The sequence below is a fragment of the Sphingomonas sp. M1A8_2b genome, assembly GCF_053345535.1.
This window is the reverse complement of record NZ_JBKFAH010000001.1, coordinates 1,369,846-1,386,489: the sequence shown is the minus strand read 5'-3', so window position 1 is coordinate 1,386,489 and position 16,644 is coordinate 1,369,846. Positions and strand designations below refer to the sequence as shown.

Sequence of the window (16,644 nt, the reverse complement as noted above, 5' to 3'; positions counted from 1 at the left end):
GACAGAAAATGGTCCCCCCGACGACCGGCAAAGGTCGTCCGGCATCTTCGCCCTGTTTGTAATGCAGCGGTGGAAACCACCGTCGCTGTGACCCCTGTTATGAAGCGATCGACGATCCGGGCAAGACCTGCACACGTCACATTTTCGAAATAAAGCGGGTTGACTTGAACAACCTGCGGAAAAGCGTCAGAATTTTTATAAGTTGCTGTGTTTACATATTTTTTGCGAATTCGGTGTTTTCGTGACTTGACGAATCAGATCTCGAATCGCGGGAATTCCTTGGGTTACGCGGACTCCCGGACGGTTCCCTTCGCAGACGCAAAAAACCCGCCGGGAATGCCCGGCGGGTGATCCGCTCTGACAGTGAGACGGTCGCTTAGGCGAGCCCGGTCACGGCCTTCGTGAGACGCGCGAACTTGCGGCTCGCGGTGTTCTTGTGGAGCACGCCCTTGGCGACGCCGCGCTGCAGCTCAGGCTGTGCCGCGGCCAGTGCGGTGGTCGCTGCGCCCTTGTCGCCCGAAGCCAGTGCGGCCTCGACCTTCTTGATGAAGGTACGGATACGGCCGACTCGGTTGCCGTTCACTTCCGCGCGACGGTCGTTGCGACGGATACGCTTTTTCGCCTGCGGCGTGTTCGCCATGAAGCCCTCTGGATGTTCGAATGAATAAAAAGGGGCGCCGGATTGCTCCTACGCCCTCTCGAAGCCGCGGCCCTACTCACTTTGCGTTAGATCGTCAACCGCGTTGGCACTTCGGACACCAGAACGTTGAGCGCCCGCCCTCCGTGCGTCGCTTCACGGTAGCACCGCATTCGCACGCCTCGCCTTCACGCCCATAGACACGCCATTGCTTGGAGAAATAGCCGAGTTCGCCATCGGGCCGAACGTAATCACGCAGCGACGAGCCGCCCGCGAGGATCGCCGCCGTCAGCACCGCCCGAATCGCCTCGACGAGTCGCTCGAGTCGAAACGGCGATATCCGCCCCGCCGCGCGTGAGGGCGCGATCTTCGCCATGTGCAGCGCCTCGCACACATAGATGTTGCCGAGCCCCGCGACGATTCGCTGGTCGAGCAGCATCGCCTTGATCGACGCCCCCCGTCCCTCAAGCGCTTCCAGCAGGTACGCAGCGGTCAGGTCGGGCCCGAGCGGCTCCGGCCCCATGCTGAGGAACGGCGGGTAGTTCGCGATGTCCTCGGTCGCCCACAGATCTAGAAAGCCGAATCGCCGCGGATCGTTGAGCGCCACCGTCCGCCCCGCCGCCGTCCCGATCAGCAGGTGATCGTGCGCGAGCAGTTCGCTCGGATCGACTCGCCAGCGCCCCGACATGCCGAGATGGAAAACGAGTGTGTCGCCGCGGTCGGTATCGATCAGCCCGTATTTGGCGCGACGGCCCAGGTGCGTCACGGTCGCCCCCGTCATCCGCTGACGCAGGTCGACCGGGATCGCTTTTCGCAAGTCCGCACGACGCGGCTCGACCGCGATCAGGCGCTGGCCCTTCAGCACGGGTTCGAGCCCGCGCACGGTGGTTTCGACTTCTGGTAATTCCGGCACGGTTTGCAGCTAGGTTGCGTTTGCTCGCGCCACAAGGCGCGGCTAGAGCGCAGGATATGAACGACTTGATCGCGCCCACGCCTGCTTCGACGCCCGATACCGTCTCCTTCGGCTACGAAGACATCCCCGCCACCGAGAAGACCGCCCGTGTCGGCGGCGTCTTCTCGAACGTCGCCGGCAAATACGATCTGATGAACGATGCGATGTCGGGCGGCATGCACCGGCTGTGGAAGGACCGCTTCGTCCGCCGCGTAAAGCCGCGCGAAGGCGAGCAGATCCTCGACATGGCCGGCGGCACGGGCGACATCGCGTTCCGCATGGAGCCGTCGGGCGCGTCGATCACGGTCGCCGACATCAACCCGCAGATGCTCGAAGTCGGCATGCAGCGCGCGCAGAAGCGCGGCATCGACGGCCTGGTCTGGACCGAAGCCAACGCGGAAACGCTGACCTTCCCCGACAAGTTCTTCGACGCCTACACGATCGCATTCGGCATCCGGAACGTGACGGACATCCCCAAGGCCTTACGCGAAGCCCACCGCGTCCTGCGCCGCGGCGGGCGTTTCTACTGCCTCGAATTCTCGACCACGGTGTGGCCGGGATTCGCCGAGGTGTACGACGCCTATTCGCACAAGATGGTCCCGAAGCTCGGCCAGCTCCTCGCGCAGGACGCTGACAGCTACCGCTATTTGATCGAATCGATCCGCCGCTTCCCCGACATGCCCAAGTTCAAGGGCATGATCGCCGACGCCGGCTTCGTGCAGACCAAGGTCGAGCCGTTGCTGGGCGGCTTGGTCGCGATCCACAGCGGGTGGAAGATCTAGTGATCACGCGAAGGCGCGCGAAGATGTGTTCGCGCAGAGGCGCAGAGGCGCGGAGAGTAAGCAGAAGTGAAGGCGCGACGGCCTTCTGCGCGCCGCTGCGCTTCGCTCCTCCTTCGTCAGTGATGAAAAGCCGCATCCGCGGCGGGGCTCCACACCTCTGCGCCTCTGCGCCTCTGCACGAACCATTTCTGTCTTCTCTTCGCGCCTTCGCGCCTTCGCGTGAACAAACCCCTTCTCAAGGCGCTTTCGCCTGGTGACCGCCTCCACAACCCACGTCTGGCGCCTCCTGAAATGGGGCCGCATCCTCGCTCGCCATGGCGCGCTGCGCGGTATCGAGCGCGACCCGAACACCCCCGCAGCGGTCCGCCGCCTCGCGCGGATCGCGCGGTTCGGCGCGCGCGTGCCGACAGTGCCGCGCTATGCCGATGCGTTCCAGGCGATCGGGCCCGCGGCGATCAAGCTCGGGCAGACGCTCGCCACCCGCCCCGACCTCGTCGGCGAAGAGGCGGCGCAGGATCTGTTGCGGCTCCAGGACCAGCTCTCCCCCGTCCCCTACGCGACGATCGAGGCGGCGATGCTCGCGAGCTTCGGCAAGCCGCTGGAGACGCTGTTCTCGCGGATCGAACCGATCCCGGTCGGCGCCGCATCGATCGCGCAGGTCCACCGCGCCGTCACGACGGATGGTCGCCAGGTCGCGGTGAAAGTCCTTCGCCCCGGCGTCGAGGACGATTTCGCCCGCGCGATCGACACCTATAGCTGGGCCGCAGCGCAACTCGAGGCGCTCAGCCCCGAGGCCATGCGCCTCCGCCCGCGCCTCACGATCGAGACGTTCAAGCGCTGGACGCTGCGCGAACTGAACTTCCGCCGCGAAGCTGCCTCCGCCTCCGAACTCGCCGAAGGCATGACCGCCGAGCCCGATTTCGTCATCCCCGCGATCGACTGGGCGCGCTCGACCGCCAAGGTCATGACGATCGAGTGGATCGACGGAATCAAGCTGTCCGACCGTCCGGCGCTGGTCGCCGCCGGCTACGACCTGCCCGCGCTCGCACTGACGCTCGTTCGCGCGTTCCTACGGCAGGCGATTGCCGACGGGTTCTTCCACGCCGACATGCACCAGGGCAACCTGTTCGCGCTGCCCGGCAACCGCATCGCCGCGATCGACTTCGGCATCATGGGCCGGATCGACCGCCGCGCCCGCGTCTGGCTCGCCGAGATTCTCTACGGCCTGATCACCGGCAACTACAAGCGCGTCGCCGAGATCCATTTCGAGGCGGGCTACGTCCCCGCCTATCACGACGTCGGCGAGTTCGCGACGGCGTTGCGCGCGGTCGGCGAGCCGATGCGCGGGCTGCCGGTCAAGGACATGTCGATCGGCATGATGCTCGACAGCCTGTTCTCGATCACCCGCGATTTCGACATGGTGACGCAGCCGCATCTGCTGCTGCTCCAGAAGACGATGGTGATGGTCGAGGGCGTTGCCACCAGCCTCAACCCCGACATCAACCTGTGGGAAGCCGCCGAACCGTTCGTCCGCGACTGGATCCGCGGCGAGCTCGGCCCCGAGGCGATGATCGCCGACCGGCTGATCGAGGATTTCCAGACGCTGACCCGGCTGCCGGAACTGGTCCGCCGGATCGAGGCGCAGTACCCCGCCCCCGGTGGCGCGCCGCCGACGATGCCGCTGCGCGAAGTCGAGATCATCCGGATCGGTACAGGCTGGCGCTATGCGGCGGTGGCGGTCATCGCCGCGGCGATCGGTATCGCAGGAACGTGGTTCGGGCTGACGTGACGATGCGCCGACCGCTGACCCCGGTCTGGCTCGCGGCGCCATCACGGTTCGCCAACATCACGCAGCCAGCCGCGCGGGCCTGGGTCGCGCTGCTGGCGCTGTTGCTGAGCGCCACGCTGGCCGCGCTGTCGGTCGCGCCGGGTCATACCGATACCGCGCTGTACGCGATGATCGTCGAGGGTGTGCGCCACGGTGGCACTTACTATGCGGTGGCGGCGGATGCACTCCGCGCCGGCGGCTATCCGCTCGCGCCGTTCACCGCGTTCCGCCTGCCGACGCTGGCTGTGGTCGAGGCCGCGCCGCCGAAAATCGTGGCGATGGCGATGCTCTATCTGTTCGCCGCCGCCACCGCGGTGGCCTGGTACACCCGGATGCGGCCCGCGGTGAAGACGCGCGGCGCGCGGGCGGCGATCGCGCTGCTCCTGTTCGCCAGCCTCGCGCCGGTGCTCCAGTCGTCTTTCATGGCAGTGCCCGAACTGTGGGCCGGGCTGGCGATCACGCTGTCGCTCGCGCTCCGGCGGCAGGGGCGCTTCATCGATGCAGTCGCATTCGGGCTGGCGGCGGCGGTGCTGAGCGAGATCGCCGCGCTCTATCTGGTCGTCATGCTGTCCTTCGCGCTCGCCGAGCGGCAGCGGCGCGAGGCGTTCGGCTGGGCCGCCGCGCTGATCGTCGTCGCGGGCGTGCTCGCGGTCCATGCCTATGCGGTCGCGCAGGTCGTCAAACCGCTCGACGACACGCTGTTCGACGCGATCCGCCTGCTCGGCATCGGCGCATTCGTGTCGGCGGCGGTCTCCGCCACCGCTCTGGACTGGCTGCCGCTGGCCCTGGCGGCACCTATCGTCGGCCTTGCCCTGTTCGGCTGGGCGACATGGCGTGATCGCTTGGCGTTGCGAGCGCTGGCGACGATCGGCCTGACCGCGCTGCTGATCGCGGTGTTCGGCGCGGAGGACACGCCGCACTGGGCGCTGCTGGTGACGCCGCTGCTGCTGACCGGGCTCGTGTTCGTCCCCGATGCGTTGCGCGATCTGGTCGCCGCCGCGCTCGACAACCGCCGCATTACCGTGACGCGGATAATCCGCTAGAGACGCTCTCATGAAGCGCATCCTCTTGATCGTCGGGGGCGGGATCGCCGCCTACAAGGCCGCCGAACTCATCCGCCTGCTCAAGTCGAGCGGCCATGCGGTGCGCTGCGTGATGACCGAGGCCGCGCATCATTTCGTGACGCCGATGACGCTCGCCGCGCTCAGCGAGGACAAGGTCTACACGACGCTGTGGGACCTCAAGGACGAGGCCGAGATGGGTCATATCCAGCTCAGCCGGGAAGCCGACCTGATCGTCGTGGCGCCCGCGACCGCCGACCTGATCGCGCGTATGGCGACCGGCATGGCGAACGATCTCGCGACCACGCTCCTGCTCGCGACCGACACGCGCGTACTGGTCGCGCCGGCGATGAACGTCCGCATGTGGCAGCATGCAGCGACCGTCCGTAACGTGGCGCTGCTCCGTGCTGACGGGATTACCGTGCTGGAGCCCGACGAGGGGATGATGGCCTGCGGCGAATTCGGCCCCGGCCGCCTGCCAGAACCGCCGGCGATCGCCGCTGCGGTCCAGGTGATGCTGGCACCGCCCCGCCCCGGCAGACTGAAGGGCCGCCATATCCTCGTCACCGCCGGCCCGACGCACGAACCGATCGACCCGGTTCGCTACATCGCCAACCGCTCATCGGGCAAACAGGGGTTCGCGATCGCCGCAGCGCTGGCCGCGCTCGGTGCGCGCGTGACGCTGGTCGCCGGTCCGGTCACGCTCTCGACGCCGACCGGCGTCGACCGGATCGACGTCGAGACCGCCCGCGAGATGGCGAACGCGGTAGAAAGCGTGCTGCCGGTCGACGCCGCGGTGATGGTCGCGGCAGTTGCCGACTGGCACGTCGACTCCGCCCCGCAGAAGATCAAGAAAAACGGTGCGACTCCGCTGCTCTCGCTGGCCGAAAATCCGGATATCCTCGCCACGCTCGCCCACGGACCGCAGCGGCCGCGGCTGGTAATCGGCTTCGCGGCGGAGACCGAACGCGTGATCGAGCATGCCACCGCCAAACGCCTCCGCAAGGCCGCCGACTGGATCGTCGCGAACGACGTATCGGGCGACGTGATGGGGGGCACCGACAACAGCGTCCACCTGGTCACCGCGACCGGCGTCGAGAGCTGGGAGCGGCTGCCGAAGGAGACGGTTGCGCTCCGACTGGCGGATCGCATCGCGGATGCGCTAGAACCCGAGTCATGATCCGGATCGAACTCAAGCGCCTGCCCCACGGCGAAGGCCTGCCGCTGCCCGCCTATGCGACGAATGGCGCCGCCGGAATGGACGTGGTCGCCGCCGAAGCGCTGACGCTCGCGCCCGGCGACCGCGCCGCGGTGGCGACCGGGTTTGCGATCGCGATTCCACTCGGCCACGAAGTGCAGGTTCGCCCCCGCTCCGGCCTCGCGCTGAAACACGGCGTGACCTGCCTCAACACCCCCGGCACGATCGACAGCGACTATCGCGGCGAGGTGAAGGTGATCCTCGCCAATCTCGGTCGCGAACCGTTCGAGATCGCGCGCGGCGACCGCATCGCGCAGCTCGTCCCTGCGGCCGTACTCCGTGCGACGCTTAACGAGGTCGCGACGCTCGACGATACGGCGCGCGGCACGGGCGGCTTCGGATCGACCGGGCGATGATCGGCGCGCTGCTCGCTCTGCTCCAGGTCGTCGTGCCCCCTAGTGCGATCACACCGGCGCCTCCGGCTGCACCGTCCGCTCCAAGCGCACCTTCCAGCGCAGGGGGCTCCGCAAGCGTCCCGCTCGCACCGCAGGATTGGAGTACCCTGCCGGTTCTGCGCATCCGCCAACGATCGACGACGCTCGCCAACACCTCGGCCTATGTTCACGGCGAAGTCATGGCCGGGCGGTGTGGAAAGGCGCTCCGGACGACGCAAGGCTGGACGCTCAGCGTCGATCTTGCGGTGCTGATGACTCCCGATGGCCGCGTCCGACGGATCACCCCGCGCGCGATCGACTGCCCGACGGTCGAGCAATATGCCGCCGGCGTCATCCTCGGCGCGCGCGATGCGATCGACGTGGTCGATACCGATACCGACACCTGGTATCGCACCAGCCTGACGTTCGCCTGGGGCGCATGATCCTCTCCGACGACGAGCTCACGCGGTATGCACGGCATATCGTTCTCAAGGAATTCGGCGGCACCGGGCAAGCGCGCCTGAAGGGGGCGACCGTCGCGATCGTCGGCGCCGGCGGGATCGGTTCGCCCGCAATCCAGTATCTCGGCGCGGCCGGGATCGGGCGGCTGATCCTGATCGACGACGATGCGGTCGAACCGTCCAACCTTCAGCGCCAGACCATCTTCACGACCGCCGACACCGGCATCGCCAAGGTCGCGGCAGCGGCGACGGCGGTCGGGCGCATCAACCCTCACGTCTCGGTCGACATGCACCGCGCGCGGATCGATCCAACCAACGCCGCGTCGCTGTTGGCAGGCGCCGACGTCGTGCTCGACGGCTGCGACAATTTCGCGACCCGTTTTTGCGTCGCGGATGCCGCCTACGCGCTACGCATCCCGCTCGTGTCGGCCGCCGTCGGCCAGTTCGAAGGACAGCTCGCGACCTATCGGGGGTGGGAACTCGACAAGCCGTGTTACCGCTGCTTCGTCGGCGACGATCCCGAGCGTGCGGAAACGAGCTGCGCGGAGGACGGCGTGCTAGGCCCCGTCACCGGCGTGCTGGGCAGCCTCGCCGCGCTCGAAGTCCTCCGCGCGATCGCACCGTTCGGCGACGATCAGGCGGGCAAGTTGTTGCTGGTTGATCTGCTCGGGCTGCGGTTCCGAACCATTCGCCTGCCCAAGGATCCGGGATGCCGCGGCTGCGGGCAAGACGTGCTGCAGCGCTCCACCGCAGCGGGCTGATCGGTCCGCCCTGTCCCACCGGAACAGGGCGGACCGATTCGGCTCAGCCCTGCAACAGGCCTTTGGCGAACTCGCGAACCGCCGGACCGATATCGGCGCGCGACAATGCAATCGCCAGGTTCGCCTGGATATACCCCGCCTTGTCGCCGCAATCGTACCGCTGGCCGTCGAACGTGAAGCCGTGGAATGGCTGGTTGCCGATCAGCTGCGCCATCGCGTCGGTCAGCTGGATCTCGCCGCCTGCACCCTTTTCCTGCGTCTCGAGGATCCGCATCACGTCGGGCTGGAGGATGTAGCGGCCGGGAATCATCAGGTTCGACGGCGCAGACCCCTGCTTGGGCTTTTCGATCAGCGCCTTCACCTCGGTCAGCCGTCCATCGATCGCGCCGGGCGAGATGATGCCGTATTTGTCGGTCTCCGAATCGGCAACTTCGAGCGCGCCGATCACGTTGCCGCCGACCTTGTTATACGCCTCGACCATCTGCTTCATGAAGCCCGGCTTGCCGACCATCAACTCGTCGGGCAGCAGCACCGCGAACGGCTCGTCGCCGACGATCTCGCGCGCGCACCATACCGCGTGGCCAAGACCCAACGGCTCCTGCTGGCGGACATAGACCGGCGACCCTGGCTTCATCCGGATATTCTTGATCGAATCGAGCGACTTGCCGCGCGCGCGCATCGTGTCCTCGAGCTCGTACGAGATATCGAAATGATCCTCGAGCGCACCCTTGCCGCGACCGGTGACGAAGATGATCTGCTCGATCCCTGCCTCCAGCGCTTCCTCGACCGCATACTGGATCAGCGGCTTGTCGACGACGGTCAGCATTTCCTTTGGCATCGACTTGGTCGCCGGCAGGAAACGCGTGCCGAGCCCGGCAACGGGAAATACGGCCTTGCGAAGCGGCTTGATCGTCATGGGAAGCTCCAATTGTGTCTTCGAGGTCGTTTAGTTGCAGTGCACCATTTACCGATCGTTACGGACCCGCGCAATTCCGATCACCTGATCGCAGAAACGCTGTAACCGGTTAGCGCGTCATTAAATATCGCGGGCTAGAGAGGTTCCATGTCCAAGATCCTCGTCATTTTCGGGACGCGTCCCGAAGCGATCAAACTCTTCCCGGTGATCCGCGCGTTGGCGGAAACATCTGGCCTGACCGTACGAACCTGCGTGACCGCGCAACATCGCGGGTTGCTCGACCAGGTGCTGGCGATCGCCGGGCTGGCGCCGGACATCGATCTCGACCTGATGGAACCGGGCCAGACGCTCGATCGCCTTACCGCGCGCCTGCTGACCGGGCTCGGCGAGGTGATGGATGCCGAACGCCCCGATCTGGTCGTCGTCCAGGGTGACACCGCCACCGCGATGACCGGCGCGCTCGCCGCCTATTACCGCAAGGTACCCGTCGCGCATGTCGAGGCTGGGCTGCGCTCGGGCGACATCTACCAGCCCTGGCCCGAGGAAGTGAACCGCCGGATCGTCGCGCCGATCGCCGCGCTGCACTTCGCCCCGACTGATACCGCCGCGGAGGCGCTGCGCCGCGAGACGATCGCCGCCGACACGATCCACGTCACCGGCAACACCGTCATCGACGCGCTCCATTGGACCGCCGACCGGGTCGCCGCCGATCCGTCGCTGGCCGCCGGGCTCGACGACATCGCCACGCGGTTTGCGGGCAAGCGCCTGATCCTGGTGACCACGCATCGTCGCGAGAACTTCGGCGACGGCATGGCCGCGATCGCACGCGCGATCGATCGGATTGCCGCGCGCGACGACGTCGCGGTGCTGTTCCCGGTCCACCCCAATCCCAACGTCGTCTCGGTGATGGACGCGATCCTCGGCGACCGCGCCAACGTCGCGCGGATCGAACCGCTCGATTACCCGCATTTCGTCCGCGCGCTCGGGATGGCGGACATCGTCCTCACCGATTCGGGCGGCGTGCAGGAGGAGGCGCCCGCGCTCGGCAAGCCGGTGCTGGTGATGCGCGAGACAACCGAGCGGCCCGAAGGGATCGCCGCGGGCACCGCCAAGCTGATCGGCACCGACGAGGACCGCATCGTAACCGAGATCTTCGCCCTCCTCGACCACCCGACCGCCTATGCCGCGATGGCGCGCGCGCACAATCCGTTTGGCGACGGCCACGCCGCGGAACGGATCGCCGCCATCATCGCCCAGACTTTCGCCCACAAGGGATCCGCCGCGCATGCTCTTTGATACCGAACTCTCCGTCGTCGTCATGGGCCTCGGCTATATCGGCCTGCCGACCGCCGCGGTGATTGCCCGCACCGGCGCGCGCGTGCTCGGCGTCGACGTGACCGAATCGGTGGTCGAGACGGTGAACTCGGGTCGCGTGCATATCGAGGAGGTCGATCTCGACGGGCTCGTCTCGGGCGTCGTCGCGCGTGGCACGTTGCGCGCGTCGACCAGGATCGAGCCCGCCGACGTCTTCGTGATCGCTGTGCCGACGCCGTTCGACGCGGATCATGCGCCCAACATCGGCTATGTCCTCGACGCCGCGACGACCATCGCGAGCGTGCTCAAAGCCGGCGACACGATCATCCTCGAATCGACCTCGCCGGTCGGCACCACCGAACGGGTGCGCGACGTGCTGGCCAAGCTGCGTCCCGACATCCGCGTCCCCGGCCGCGCGGGCGAGCAGGCGGATATCGCGATCGCCTATTGCCCCGAACGCGTGCTGCCCGGCCGCATTCTCGTCGAACTGATCGACAACGACCGCGTAATCGGCGGGATCACGCCGCGGTGCGCGCGCAAGGCGCTGACGTTCTATCGCCGCTTCGTCCGCGGCGCCTGCGTCACCACCACCGCGCGCGCCGCGGAAATGACCAAGCTCACCGAGAACGCGTTTCGCGACGTCAACATCGCGTTCGCCAACGAACTGTCGCTGATCGCCGACACGATGGGCGTCGACGTCTGGGAGGTGATCCGCCTCGCTAATCGCCATCCGCGCGTCAACATCCTCCAGCCCGGCCCCGGCGTCGGCGGGCATTGCATCGCGGTCGATCCGTGGTTCCTCGTCCACGCCGCGCCCGACCAGACCCCGCTGATCCGGACCGCGCGCGAAGTGAACGACGGCAAGACCGACCATGTGATCGCGCAGGTTTCGGCGCTGGTCGATTCGATGCCCGACGCGGTCGTCGCCTGCCTTGGCCTGGCGTTCAAGGCTAACATCGACGACTTCCGCGAGAGCCCCGCCCTTAAGGTGGCGCAGGCGGTGGCGGAGGCGTTCGGCGACCGCGTCCGGATCGTCGAGCCCTATGCCAAGTCGCTGCCGGTCGCGCTCGCCGAGACGGGGGCGACGTTGATCGACGTCGACAGCGCGATCGAAACCTGCTCGATCATGGTCGTGCTGGTCGATCACGACGTCTTCAAATCGATCCCGCTCGAGGAACGCGCCGACAAGACCGTGCTCGATACGCGCGGCATCTGGCCGGACCAGCCTCGCCCGATCCTCCCTCCCCGGCACTGATCGCCTGCCCGAACGAAGAAACGCCCGACGGCATGGGCCGCGGGCGTTTTTTCATGTCTCGATCCTGAAATCCGTAAGCCGGGGGACCGTCCGGCTTACGTCGTCGCAACTTACTGCTGCGGCTGGATCTGCGCGCCACCCGGCATGCCGGCCGGACCACCCGGAACCCCGCCCGGAGCACCGCCTGGCATCGCACCCGGTGCGCCGCGACCCATCTGGGCCTGCGCCTGCATCTGCTGGACGACGCTCTGCGGCAGGAAGTCGAGCAGTTCGACGTCGAACACCAGCGCCGAATTCGCCGGGATCGGCCCGGCGGCCTTGTCGCCATAGCCGAGCGACGGCTTCAGCCAGAAGCGGTACTTCGCGCCCTTCGGCATCAGCTTCAGCGCCTCGGAGAAGCCGGGAACCACAGCGCTCACCGGCATCGGCATCGGCTGCTGCGACTTGTCGAAGGTCGTGCCGTTGAGCAGCTTGCCCTCGTAGTTCACCAGTGCCACGTCCGCGTCAGTCGGCTTCGGCGCGCCGGGCTTGCCGGGCGCGATCACCTTGTACTGAAGACCCGACGCGGTCACGACGACACCCTTCGCGCGGGCATTACGCGCCAACGGATCGTCGCCTTGGCGCGCGAGTGCGACCGCAGCGATCAGCGCCAGCGCGATGCCGAGCCAGAGATAGACGAGGTAGCTGCGCTTGGTGGGCTGCAGCGGCACTGCTGTGACGGTCGACATCGGATCAAGGCCCTAGATAATCTGGGATCATCTGGTCACGCCGGAGCGCCGCGCGTGCCGTTGGAAAGCAAACGGGGGCGTCGATCTCGACAGCCCCCGATAATATCGGCCCTACCCGTCAGCGGGGCAAGGCCGATCGCAGATCTTACCGTGCGCCGTCACGCTCGGCGCGCTTGCGGTCGAGCTTGCGCGAACGACGAATCGCTGCTGCACGCTCGCGAGCGCGCTTCTCCGACGGCTTCTCATAGTGCCGGCGCAGCTTCATCTCGCGATACACGCCTTCGCGCTGCAGCTTCTTCTTGAGCGCGCGAAGGGCCTGGTCGACGTTGTTGTCGCGTACGATGATCTGCATAAACCCGTTAAGCTCCGGTCGAATAGATTTTTGCCGTCGCGAATAGGTCCGCGCCGCATGAACCGTGGCCCCTATCAGGGGTCCGCTGGTGTTTCAAGCCAAACCCGCCGTGCAGCAACAGGTCGTGCTGCACCAGCTTGCATCACGTCCGATACCGATGACGGGCAGGCGACACGCGCGCCGGCCTCGCGTTTTACAATACTGGCTTCGAATACTGGGCCAGTGCCAAACATCGGGCCGATGCCAAACATCGGGCCGATGCCGGATACCGGGACGAATGCGGCGCTATTGGAAACATCCAGCAATATCGCGAAACAGTGCCGGCACACACGACATCCACGGTGGTCCCACTTACAACCGGGGGCACGACAATGCATCGAGACGACACGCACTATCACCACGACAGCCATCACCACGGCCACAGCCTGGCCGAAGACATCGCCGTCATGGAGACGATGCTTGCGCGTCGGCGTGCGCTGAAGTGGTTTGCCGGCGCCGGCACGCTCGCCTTGGTCGCAGGCTGCGGCGGCAATGACTCCGAATCGAGCGACACGGTGGCGACCGTCACCACGACCGCGACACCCACATCCACCACCACGGCAACACCGACGCCCACCGCCACGACGACCAGCACGGGGTGCATCGTCGACCCGACCGAGACCGCCGGCCCCTACCCCGCCGATGGCACCAACACCGCGAGCGGCTCGACCTCGAACGCACTGACCGTCTCGGGCATCGTCCGAAGCGATATCCGGTCGAGCTTCATCAGCACGACGACGGTGGCGACGGGGACGCAATTGACGATCACGCTGACCGTCGTCGATGTGAACGCGACCTGCGCACCGTTGGCCAACTACGCGGTCTATCTGTGGCAGTGCGACCGGAACGGCAATTATTCGCTCTATAGCGCGCCGACCGAGAGCTATCTGCGCGGCGTCCAAGTCACCAACGCGGCGGGCCAGGTCACCTTCACGACGATCGTCCCCGGCTGCTATGACGGGCGCTATCCGCACATGCACTTCGAGGTGTTCTCGACGCTGGCCGCCGCAACCGGCGGGCGGTATGCGGTCCTGACGTCGCAGCTTGCGATGCCGACCGCGCTCTGCAACGCGGTCTATGCGGACACGGTGCTGTACCCGGCGAGCGCGACCCGGTTCGCGAAGATCACGACCGCGAGCGACAACGTCTTCGGCGACAACACCGCCGCACAGATCGCGCAGCAGACCCCGACCTTCGCGGGATCGGTCGCCGACGGGTACACCGCCAACGTCCTGATCGGCGTCGCGCGCTGACACCACGGGGGAGCGCCGTGCGCGGGGGCTTTGCCGCCGCCCGCGCGCGTCGCTAAGAGGCGCGCATGACCCGCTCCCCCACGACCCTGTATAACAGTCTCTCGCGCCAGCTCGAGACGTTCACGCCGATCGATCCGACCAATGTCGGGATCTATTCCTGCGGCCCGACGGTCTACAATTACGCGCACATCGGCAATCTGCGCGCCTACGTCTTCACCGACACGCTCAGCCGCGTGCTGACGTGGAAGGGCTATCCGCTCACGCACATCATCAACATCACCGATGTCGGCCACCTTACCTCCGATGCGGACGTCGGCGACGACAAGATGGAAGCGGCGGCGAAAGCCAGCGGCCAGGATATCTGGGCGATCGCGCGCCATTATACCGACGCGTTCAAGCGCAACCTCGACGATCTCAACATCCGCCCCCCGAGCAAATTCCCGCTCGCGACCGATCACATCGCCGAGATGATCGCGTTCGGCGAAGCGATCGCCGCGAAGCATTGCTACCAGTTGCCCGACGGGCTGTATTTCGACACCTCGACCGTCCCCGACTATGGCCGCCTCGCGCGGTCGCAGGACGATGCGGGCGAAAGCCGGATCGATCCGGTCGCGGGCAAGCGCCATCCGCAGGACTTCGCGATCTGGCGGATGTCCGCCCCGGGTGAGAACCGCCAGATGGAATGGGACTCGCCCTGGGGTCGCGGTGCGCCCGGCTGGCATCTCGAATGCTCGGTGATGAGCAAGCAGTATCTCGGCGACACGTTCGACATCCACACCGGTGGGATCGATCACCGCGAGATCCACCATCCCAACGAGATCGCGCAGAACCAGGCGCATTGCGAGTGCGGCGATACCGGCGCGACGTTGTGGATGCACAACAACTTCCTGGTCGAGCGCTCGGGCAAGATGTCGAAGTCGGGCGGCGCGTTCACCACGTTGCAGACGCTCGTCGACCGCGGCTTCCACCCGCTCGCCTACCGCTTGATGTGTCTCCAGGCGCATTATCGCAGCGAGCTGGAATTCTCGTGGGAGAATCTCGCGGCGGCGCAGACGCGGTTGAAGCGGCTTGCGATGACCGTCGAGACGCTGGCCGCGCGCGGGCCCGGCGGCCCGTCGGGCAGCGCGCGCGACTACCGCGAACGGCTTGACGCTGCGGTGTCCGACGACCTCGCCACCCCGCGCGCGCTGCCGATCCTCGACGAACTGCTCGCGGACAAGCGTATCGCACCCGCGGACCGGCTCGACGCGCTGGTCGATTTCGACGCGGTGCTCGGCCTCGATCTCGGAACGATCCGCCGCGAAGACCTGCGCATCCGCCCGGTGACCGCGACGATCGACGAAGCCACCATCGCCGCGCGGCTTTCGGACCGCCGCGACGCCCGCGCCGCGAAGGATTTCGGCACGTCGGACGCGATCCGCGACGAGCTGGCCGCCGCCGGGGTCGAGGTCATGGATGGCGACTCGCTAGGCTGGGACTGGAAGATCGCGCTTTAATATCGCGAAGAACTACCGCGCTCTTCGATCCTCCCCCGCAAGGGGGAGGTGGCAGGCACTTGCCTGACGGAGGGGGAGGAGGCGATAACCCCTGCTCCGTGTCCGCCCCCTCCGTCGCCTTCGGCGCCACCTCCCCCTGGCGGGGGAGGATTGCAGAAGGCGCCCGGCGCCTCCCGAAACTTGACTCTCCCCGCCATCAACCGATGTTCCCCCCATGAAAGCCGTCCTCCCAGCCGCCGCCCGCTCCCTCCTCGAACCGCACCTCCCCGCGGACCTCGAGACCGCCTGGTTCGCAAAGCCCGAAGACGCCAACGCGATGATCGCCGGCGCCGACATCGCCTGGGTCGACATGCAGCCGACCGAACTCGTCGCCGACGCGATCCGCCACGCCGGGCCAAACCTCAAATGGGTTTCGACGATCTACGCCGGGCTCGACGCATTTCCGCTGGAGACGTTGCGCGACAGGAACGTCACGCTGACCAACGGTGCCGGCATCAACGCCGTCGCCGTCGCCGAATACGCGGTGATGACCGTACTCGTCGCCGCCAAGCGCTTCGACACCGTCCTGCGCGCGCAGGACCGCCACGAATGGCTGAAGGACGCGCCCGGCAAGACCGAACTCGCCGGCACCAGCGCGCTCGTCATCGGCTACGGCACGATCGGCAAGATGATCGGCGACCGCCTGACCGCGTTCGGCGTCGCCGTGACCGGCGTCACGCGCACCGGCCGCGACGGCACGATCACGCCCGACGCCTGGCGCGACCAACTCGGCGACTTCGACTGGGTCGTGCTCGCCGCCCCCTCGACCGGTGCCACGCACGCAATGATCGGCCACGACGAACTCGCGGCGATGAAGCCGTCGGCCTGGCTGATCAATATCGCGCGCGGCGACATGATCGACGACGACGCGCTGATCGCCGCGCTCACCGACGCCGGCATTGCCGGCGCGGTGCTCGACCCGACCAGCCCCGAGCCCTTGCCCGCCGATCACCCGCTCTGGTCGACGCCCAACGCCATCGTCACGATGCATCTTTCGGGCCGCAGCCAGACCACGATGTTCGCACGCGGCGCCGCGCTGTTCCTCGAAAACCTCGCCGCGTTCCGGGCAGGCAAACCGATGAAGAACGTCGCGGATCTCGACGCGGGCTATTGAACCCAGCCGGCACACCCGCCCCAA

Annotated in this window: 17 protein-coding genes; 12 read left to right on the top strand and 5 right to left on the bottom strand. The window is 66.9% G+C overall.

The window, feature by feature from the left end; translation table 11 throughout:
- Positions 1–376 precede the first annotated feature (376 nt).
- Together rpsT and mutM are read right to left on the bottom strand one after the other, a co-directional pair.
- The gene (gene rpsT, locus ACLBWL_RS06430) at positions 377–640 is read right to left on the bottom strand and encodes a 30S ribosomal protein S20 (RefSeq protein ID WP_031394736.1); all 264 of its coding nucleotides are present in this window, start codon (positions 638–640) and stop codon (positions 377–379) included.
- Positions 641–734: 94 nt separating this feature from the next.
- The gene (gene mutM / locus ACLBWL_RS06425) at positions 735–1,550 is read right to left on the bottom strand and encodes a bifunctional DNA-formamidopyrimidine glycosylase/DNA-(apurinic or apyrimidinic site) lyase (protein WP_447791241.1); all 816 of its coding nucleotides are present in this window, start codon (positions 1,548–1,550) and stop codon (positions 735–737) included.
- 56 nt (positions 1,551–1,606) lie between these two features.
- Here mutM and ACLBWL_RS06420 point away from each other — a divergent pair, with 56 nt between their 5' ends.
- The 7 genes from ACLBWL_RS06420 (at position 1,607) to ACLBWL_RS06390 (ending at position 8,114) form a co-directional block, all read left to right on the top strand.
- Positions 1,607–2,371: a class I SAM-dependent methyltransferase gene (locus ACLBWL_RS06420; RefSeq protein WP_447791239.1), complete on the top strand. Its 765-nt coding sequence runs from the start codon at positions 1,607–1,609 to the stop codon at positions 2,369–2,371.
- 253 nt (positions 2,372–2,624) lie between these two features.
- Positions 2,625–4,160, top strand: coding sequence for a 2-polyprenylphenol 6-hydroxylase (gene ubiB / locus ACLBWL_RS06415; RefSeq protein ID WP_447791237.1), 1,536 nt, complete (start codon positions 2,625–2,627; stop codon positions 4,158–4,160).
- Entirely contained in the window at positions 4,142–5,242 is a 1,101-nt protein-coding gene (locus ACLBWL_RS06410; RefSeq protein ID WP_447791235.1) for a hypothetical protein, read from the top strand. Before ubiB ends, ACLBWL_RS06410 begins: the two co-directional genes overlap by 19 nt.
- A 10-nt stretch (positions 5,243–5,252) precedes the next feature.
- The gene (coaBC, locus tag ACLBWL_RS06405) at positions 5,253–6,440 is read left to right on the top strand and encodes a bifunctional phosphopantothenoylcysteine decarboxylase/phosphopantothenate--cysteine ligase CoaBC (protein ID WP_447791233.1); all 1,188 of its coding nucleotides are present in this window, start codon (positions 5,253–5,255) and stop codon (positions 6,438–6,440) included.
- Positions 6,437–6,874: a dUTP diphosphatase gene (gene dut, locus ACLBWL_RS06400; RefSeq protein ID WP_447791231.1), complete on the top strand. Its 438-nt coding sequence runs from the start codon at positions 6,437–6,439 to the stop codon at positions 6,872–6,874. Before coaBC ends, dut begins: the two co-directional genes overlap by 4 nt.
- Positions 6,871–7,335, top strand: a complete 465-nt coding sequence (locus tag ACLBWL_RS06395; protein ID WP_447791229.1) for a hypothetical protein — start codon at positions 6,871–6,873, stop codon at positions 7,333–7,335. The genes dut and ACLBWL_RS06395 overlap by 4 nt, the downstream gene beginning before the upstream one ends.
- On the top strand, positions 7,332–8,114 hold the full coding sequence (locus ACLBWL_RS06390) for a HesA/MoeB/ThiF family protein (protein WP_447791227.1): 783 nt from the start codon (positions 7,332–7,334) through the stop codon (positions 8,112–8,114). The genes ACLBWL_RS06395 and ACLBWL_RS06390 overlap by 4 nt, the downstream gene beginning before the upstream one ends.
- A 43-nt stretch (positions 8,115–8,157) precedes the next feature.
- Here ACLBWL_RS06390 and galU read toward each other — a convergent pair whose 3' ends face one another.
- The gene (gene galU, locus ACLBWL_RS06385) at positions 8,158–9,030 is read right to left on the bottom strand and encodes a UTP--glucose-1-phosphate uridylyltransferase GalU (protein WP_447791225.1); all 873 of its coding nucleotides are present in this window, start codon (positions 9,028–9,030) and stop codon (positions 8,158–8,160) included.
- 147 nt (positions 9,031–9,177) lie between these two features.
- Here galU and wecB point away from each other — a divergent pair, with 147 nt between their 5' ends.
- Both wecB and wecC read left to right on the top strand, forming a co-directional pair.
- Positions 9,178–10,326 (top strand): non-hydrolyzing UDP-N-acetylglucosamine 2-epimerase, encoded by a 1,149-nt coding sequence (gene wecB / locus ACLBWL_RS06380; RefSeq protein WP_447791223.1) that lies wholly within the window; start codon positions 9,178–9,180, stop codon positions 10,324–10,326.
- On the top strand, positions 10,316–11,599 hold the full coding sequence (wecC, locus tag ACLBWL_RS06375; protein WP_447791221.1) for a UDP-N-acetyl-D-mannosamine dehydrogenase: 1,284 nt from the start codon (positions 10,316–10,318) through the stop codon (positions 11,597–11,599). The genes wecB and wecC overlap by 11 nt, the downstream gene beginning before the upstream one ends.
- Positions 11,600–11,709: 110 nt before the next feature.
- On the opposite strand, the gene ACLBWL_RS06370 is transcribed toward wecC, so the two are convergent.
- Positions 11,710–12,327 carry an FKBP-type peptidyl-prolyl cis-trans isomerase gene (locus ACLBWL_RS06370; RefSeq protein WP_447791219.1) on the bottom strand — a complete coding sequence of 206 codons (618 nt, stop codon included), beginning with the start codon at positions 12,325–12,327 and terminating at the stop codon, positions 11,710–11,712.
- Between the two features lie 145 nt (positions 12,328–12,472).
- Positions 12,473–12,679: a 30S ribosomal protein S21 gene (gene rpsU, locus ACLBWL_RS06365; protein ID WP_055878578.1), complete on the bottom strand. Its 207-nt coding sequence runs from the start codon at positions 12,677–12,679 to the stop codon at positions 12,473–12,475.
- Between the two features lie 371 nt (positions 12,680–13,050).
- Here rpsU and ACLBWL_RS06360 point away from each other — a divergent pair, with 371 nt between their 5' ends.
- From ACLBWL_RS06360 to ACLBWL_RS06350, 3 genes are all read left to right on the top strand, one after another.
- A complete protein-coding gene (locus ACLBWL_RS06360) occupies positions 13,051–13,971 on the top strand; it encodes a dioxygenase family protein (protein ID WP_447791217.1) in 921 nt (306 codons plus the stop codon).
- A 65-nt stretch (positions 13,972–14,036) separates the two neighbouring features.
- Positions 14,037–15,467 (top strand): cysteine--tRNA ligase, encoded by a 1,431-nt coding sequence (cysS, locus tag ACLBWL_RS06355; RefSeq protein WP_447791215.1) that lies wholly within the window; start codon positions 14,037–14,039, stop codon positions 15,465–15,467.
- A 214-nt stretch (positions 15,468–15,681) separates the two neighbouring features.
- On the top strand, positions 15,682–16,620 hold the full coding sequence (locus tag ACLBWL_RS06350) for a D-2-hydroxyacid dehydrogenase (protein ID WP_447791213.1): 939 nt from the start codon (positions 15,682–15,684) through the stop codon (positions 16,618–16,620).
- Positions 16,621–16,644 lie beyond the last annotated feature (24 nt).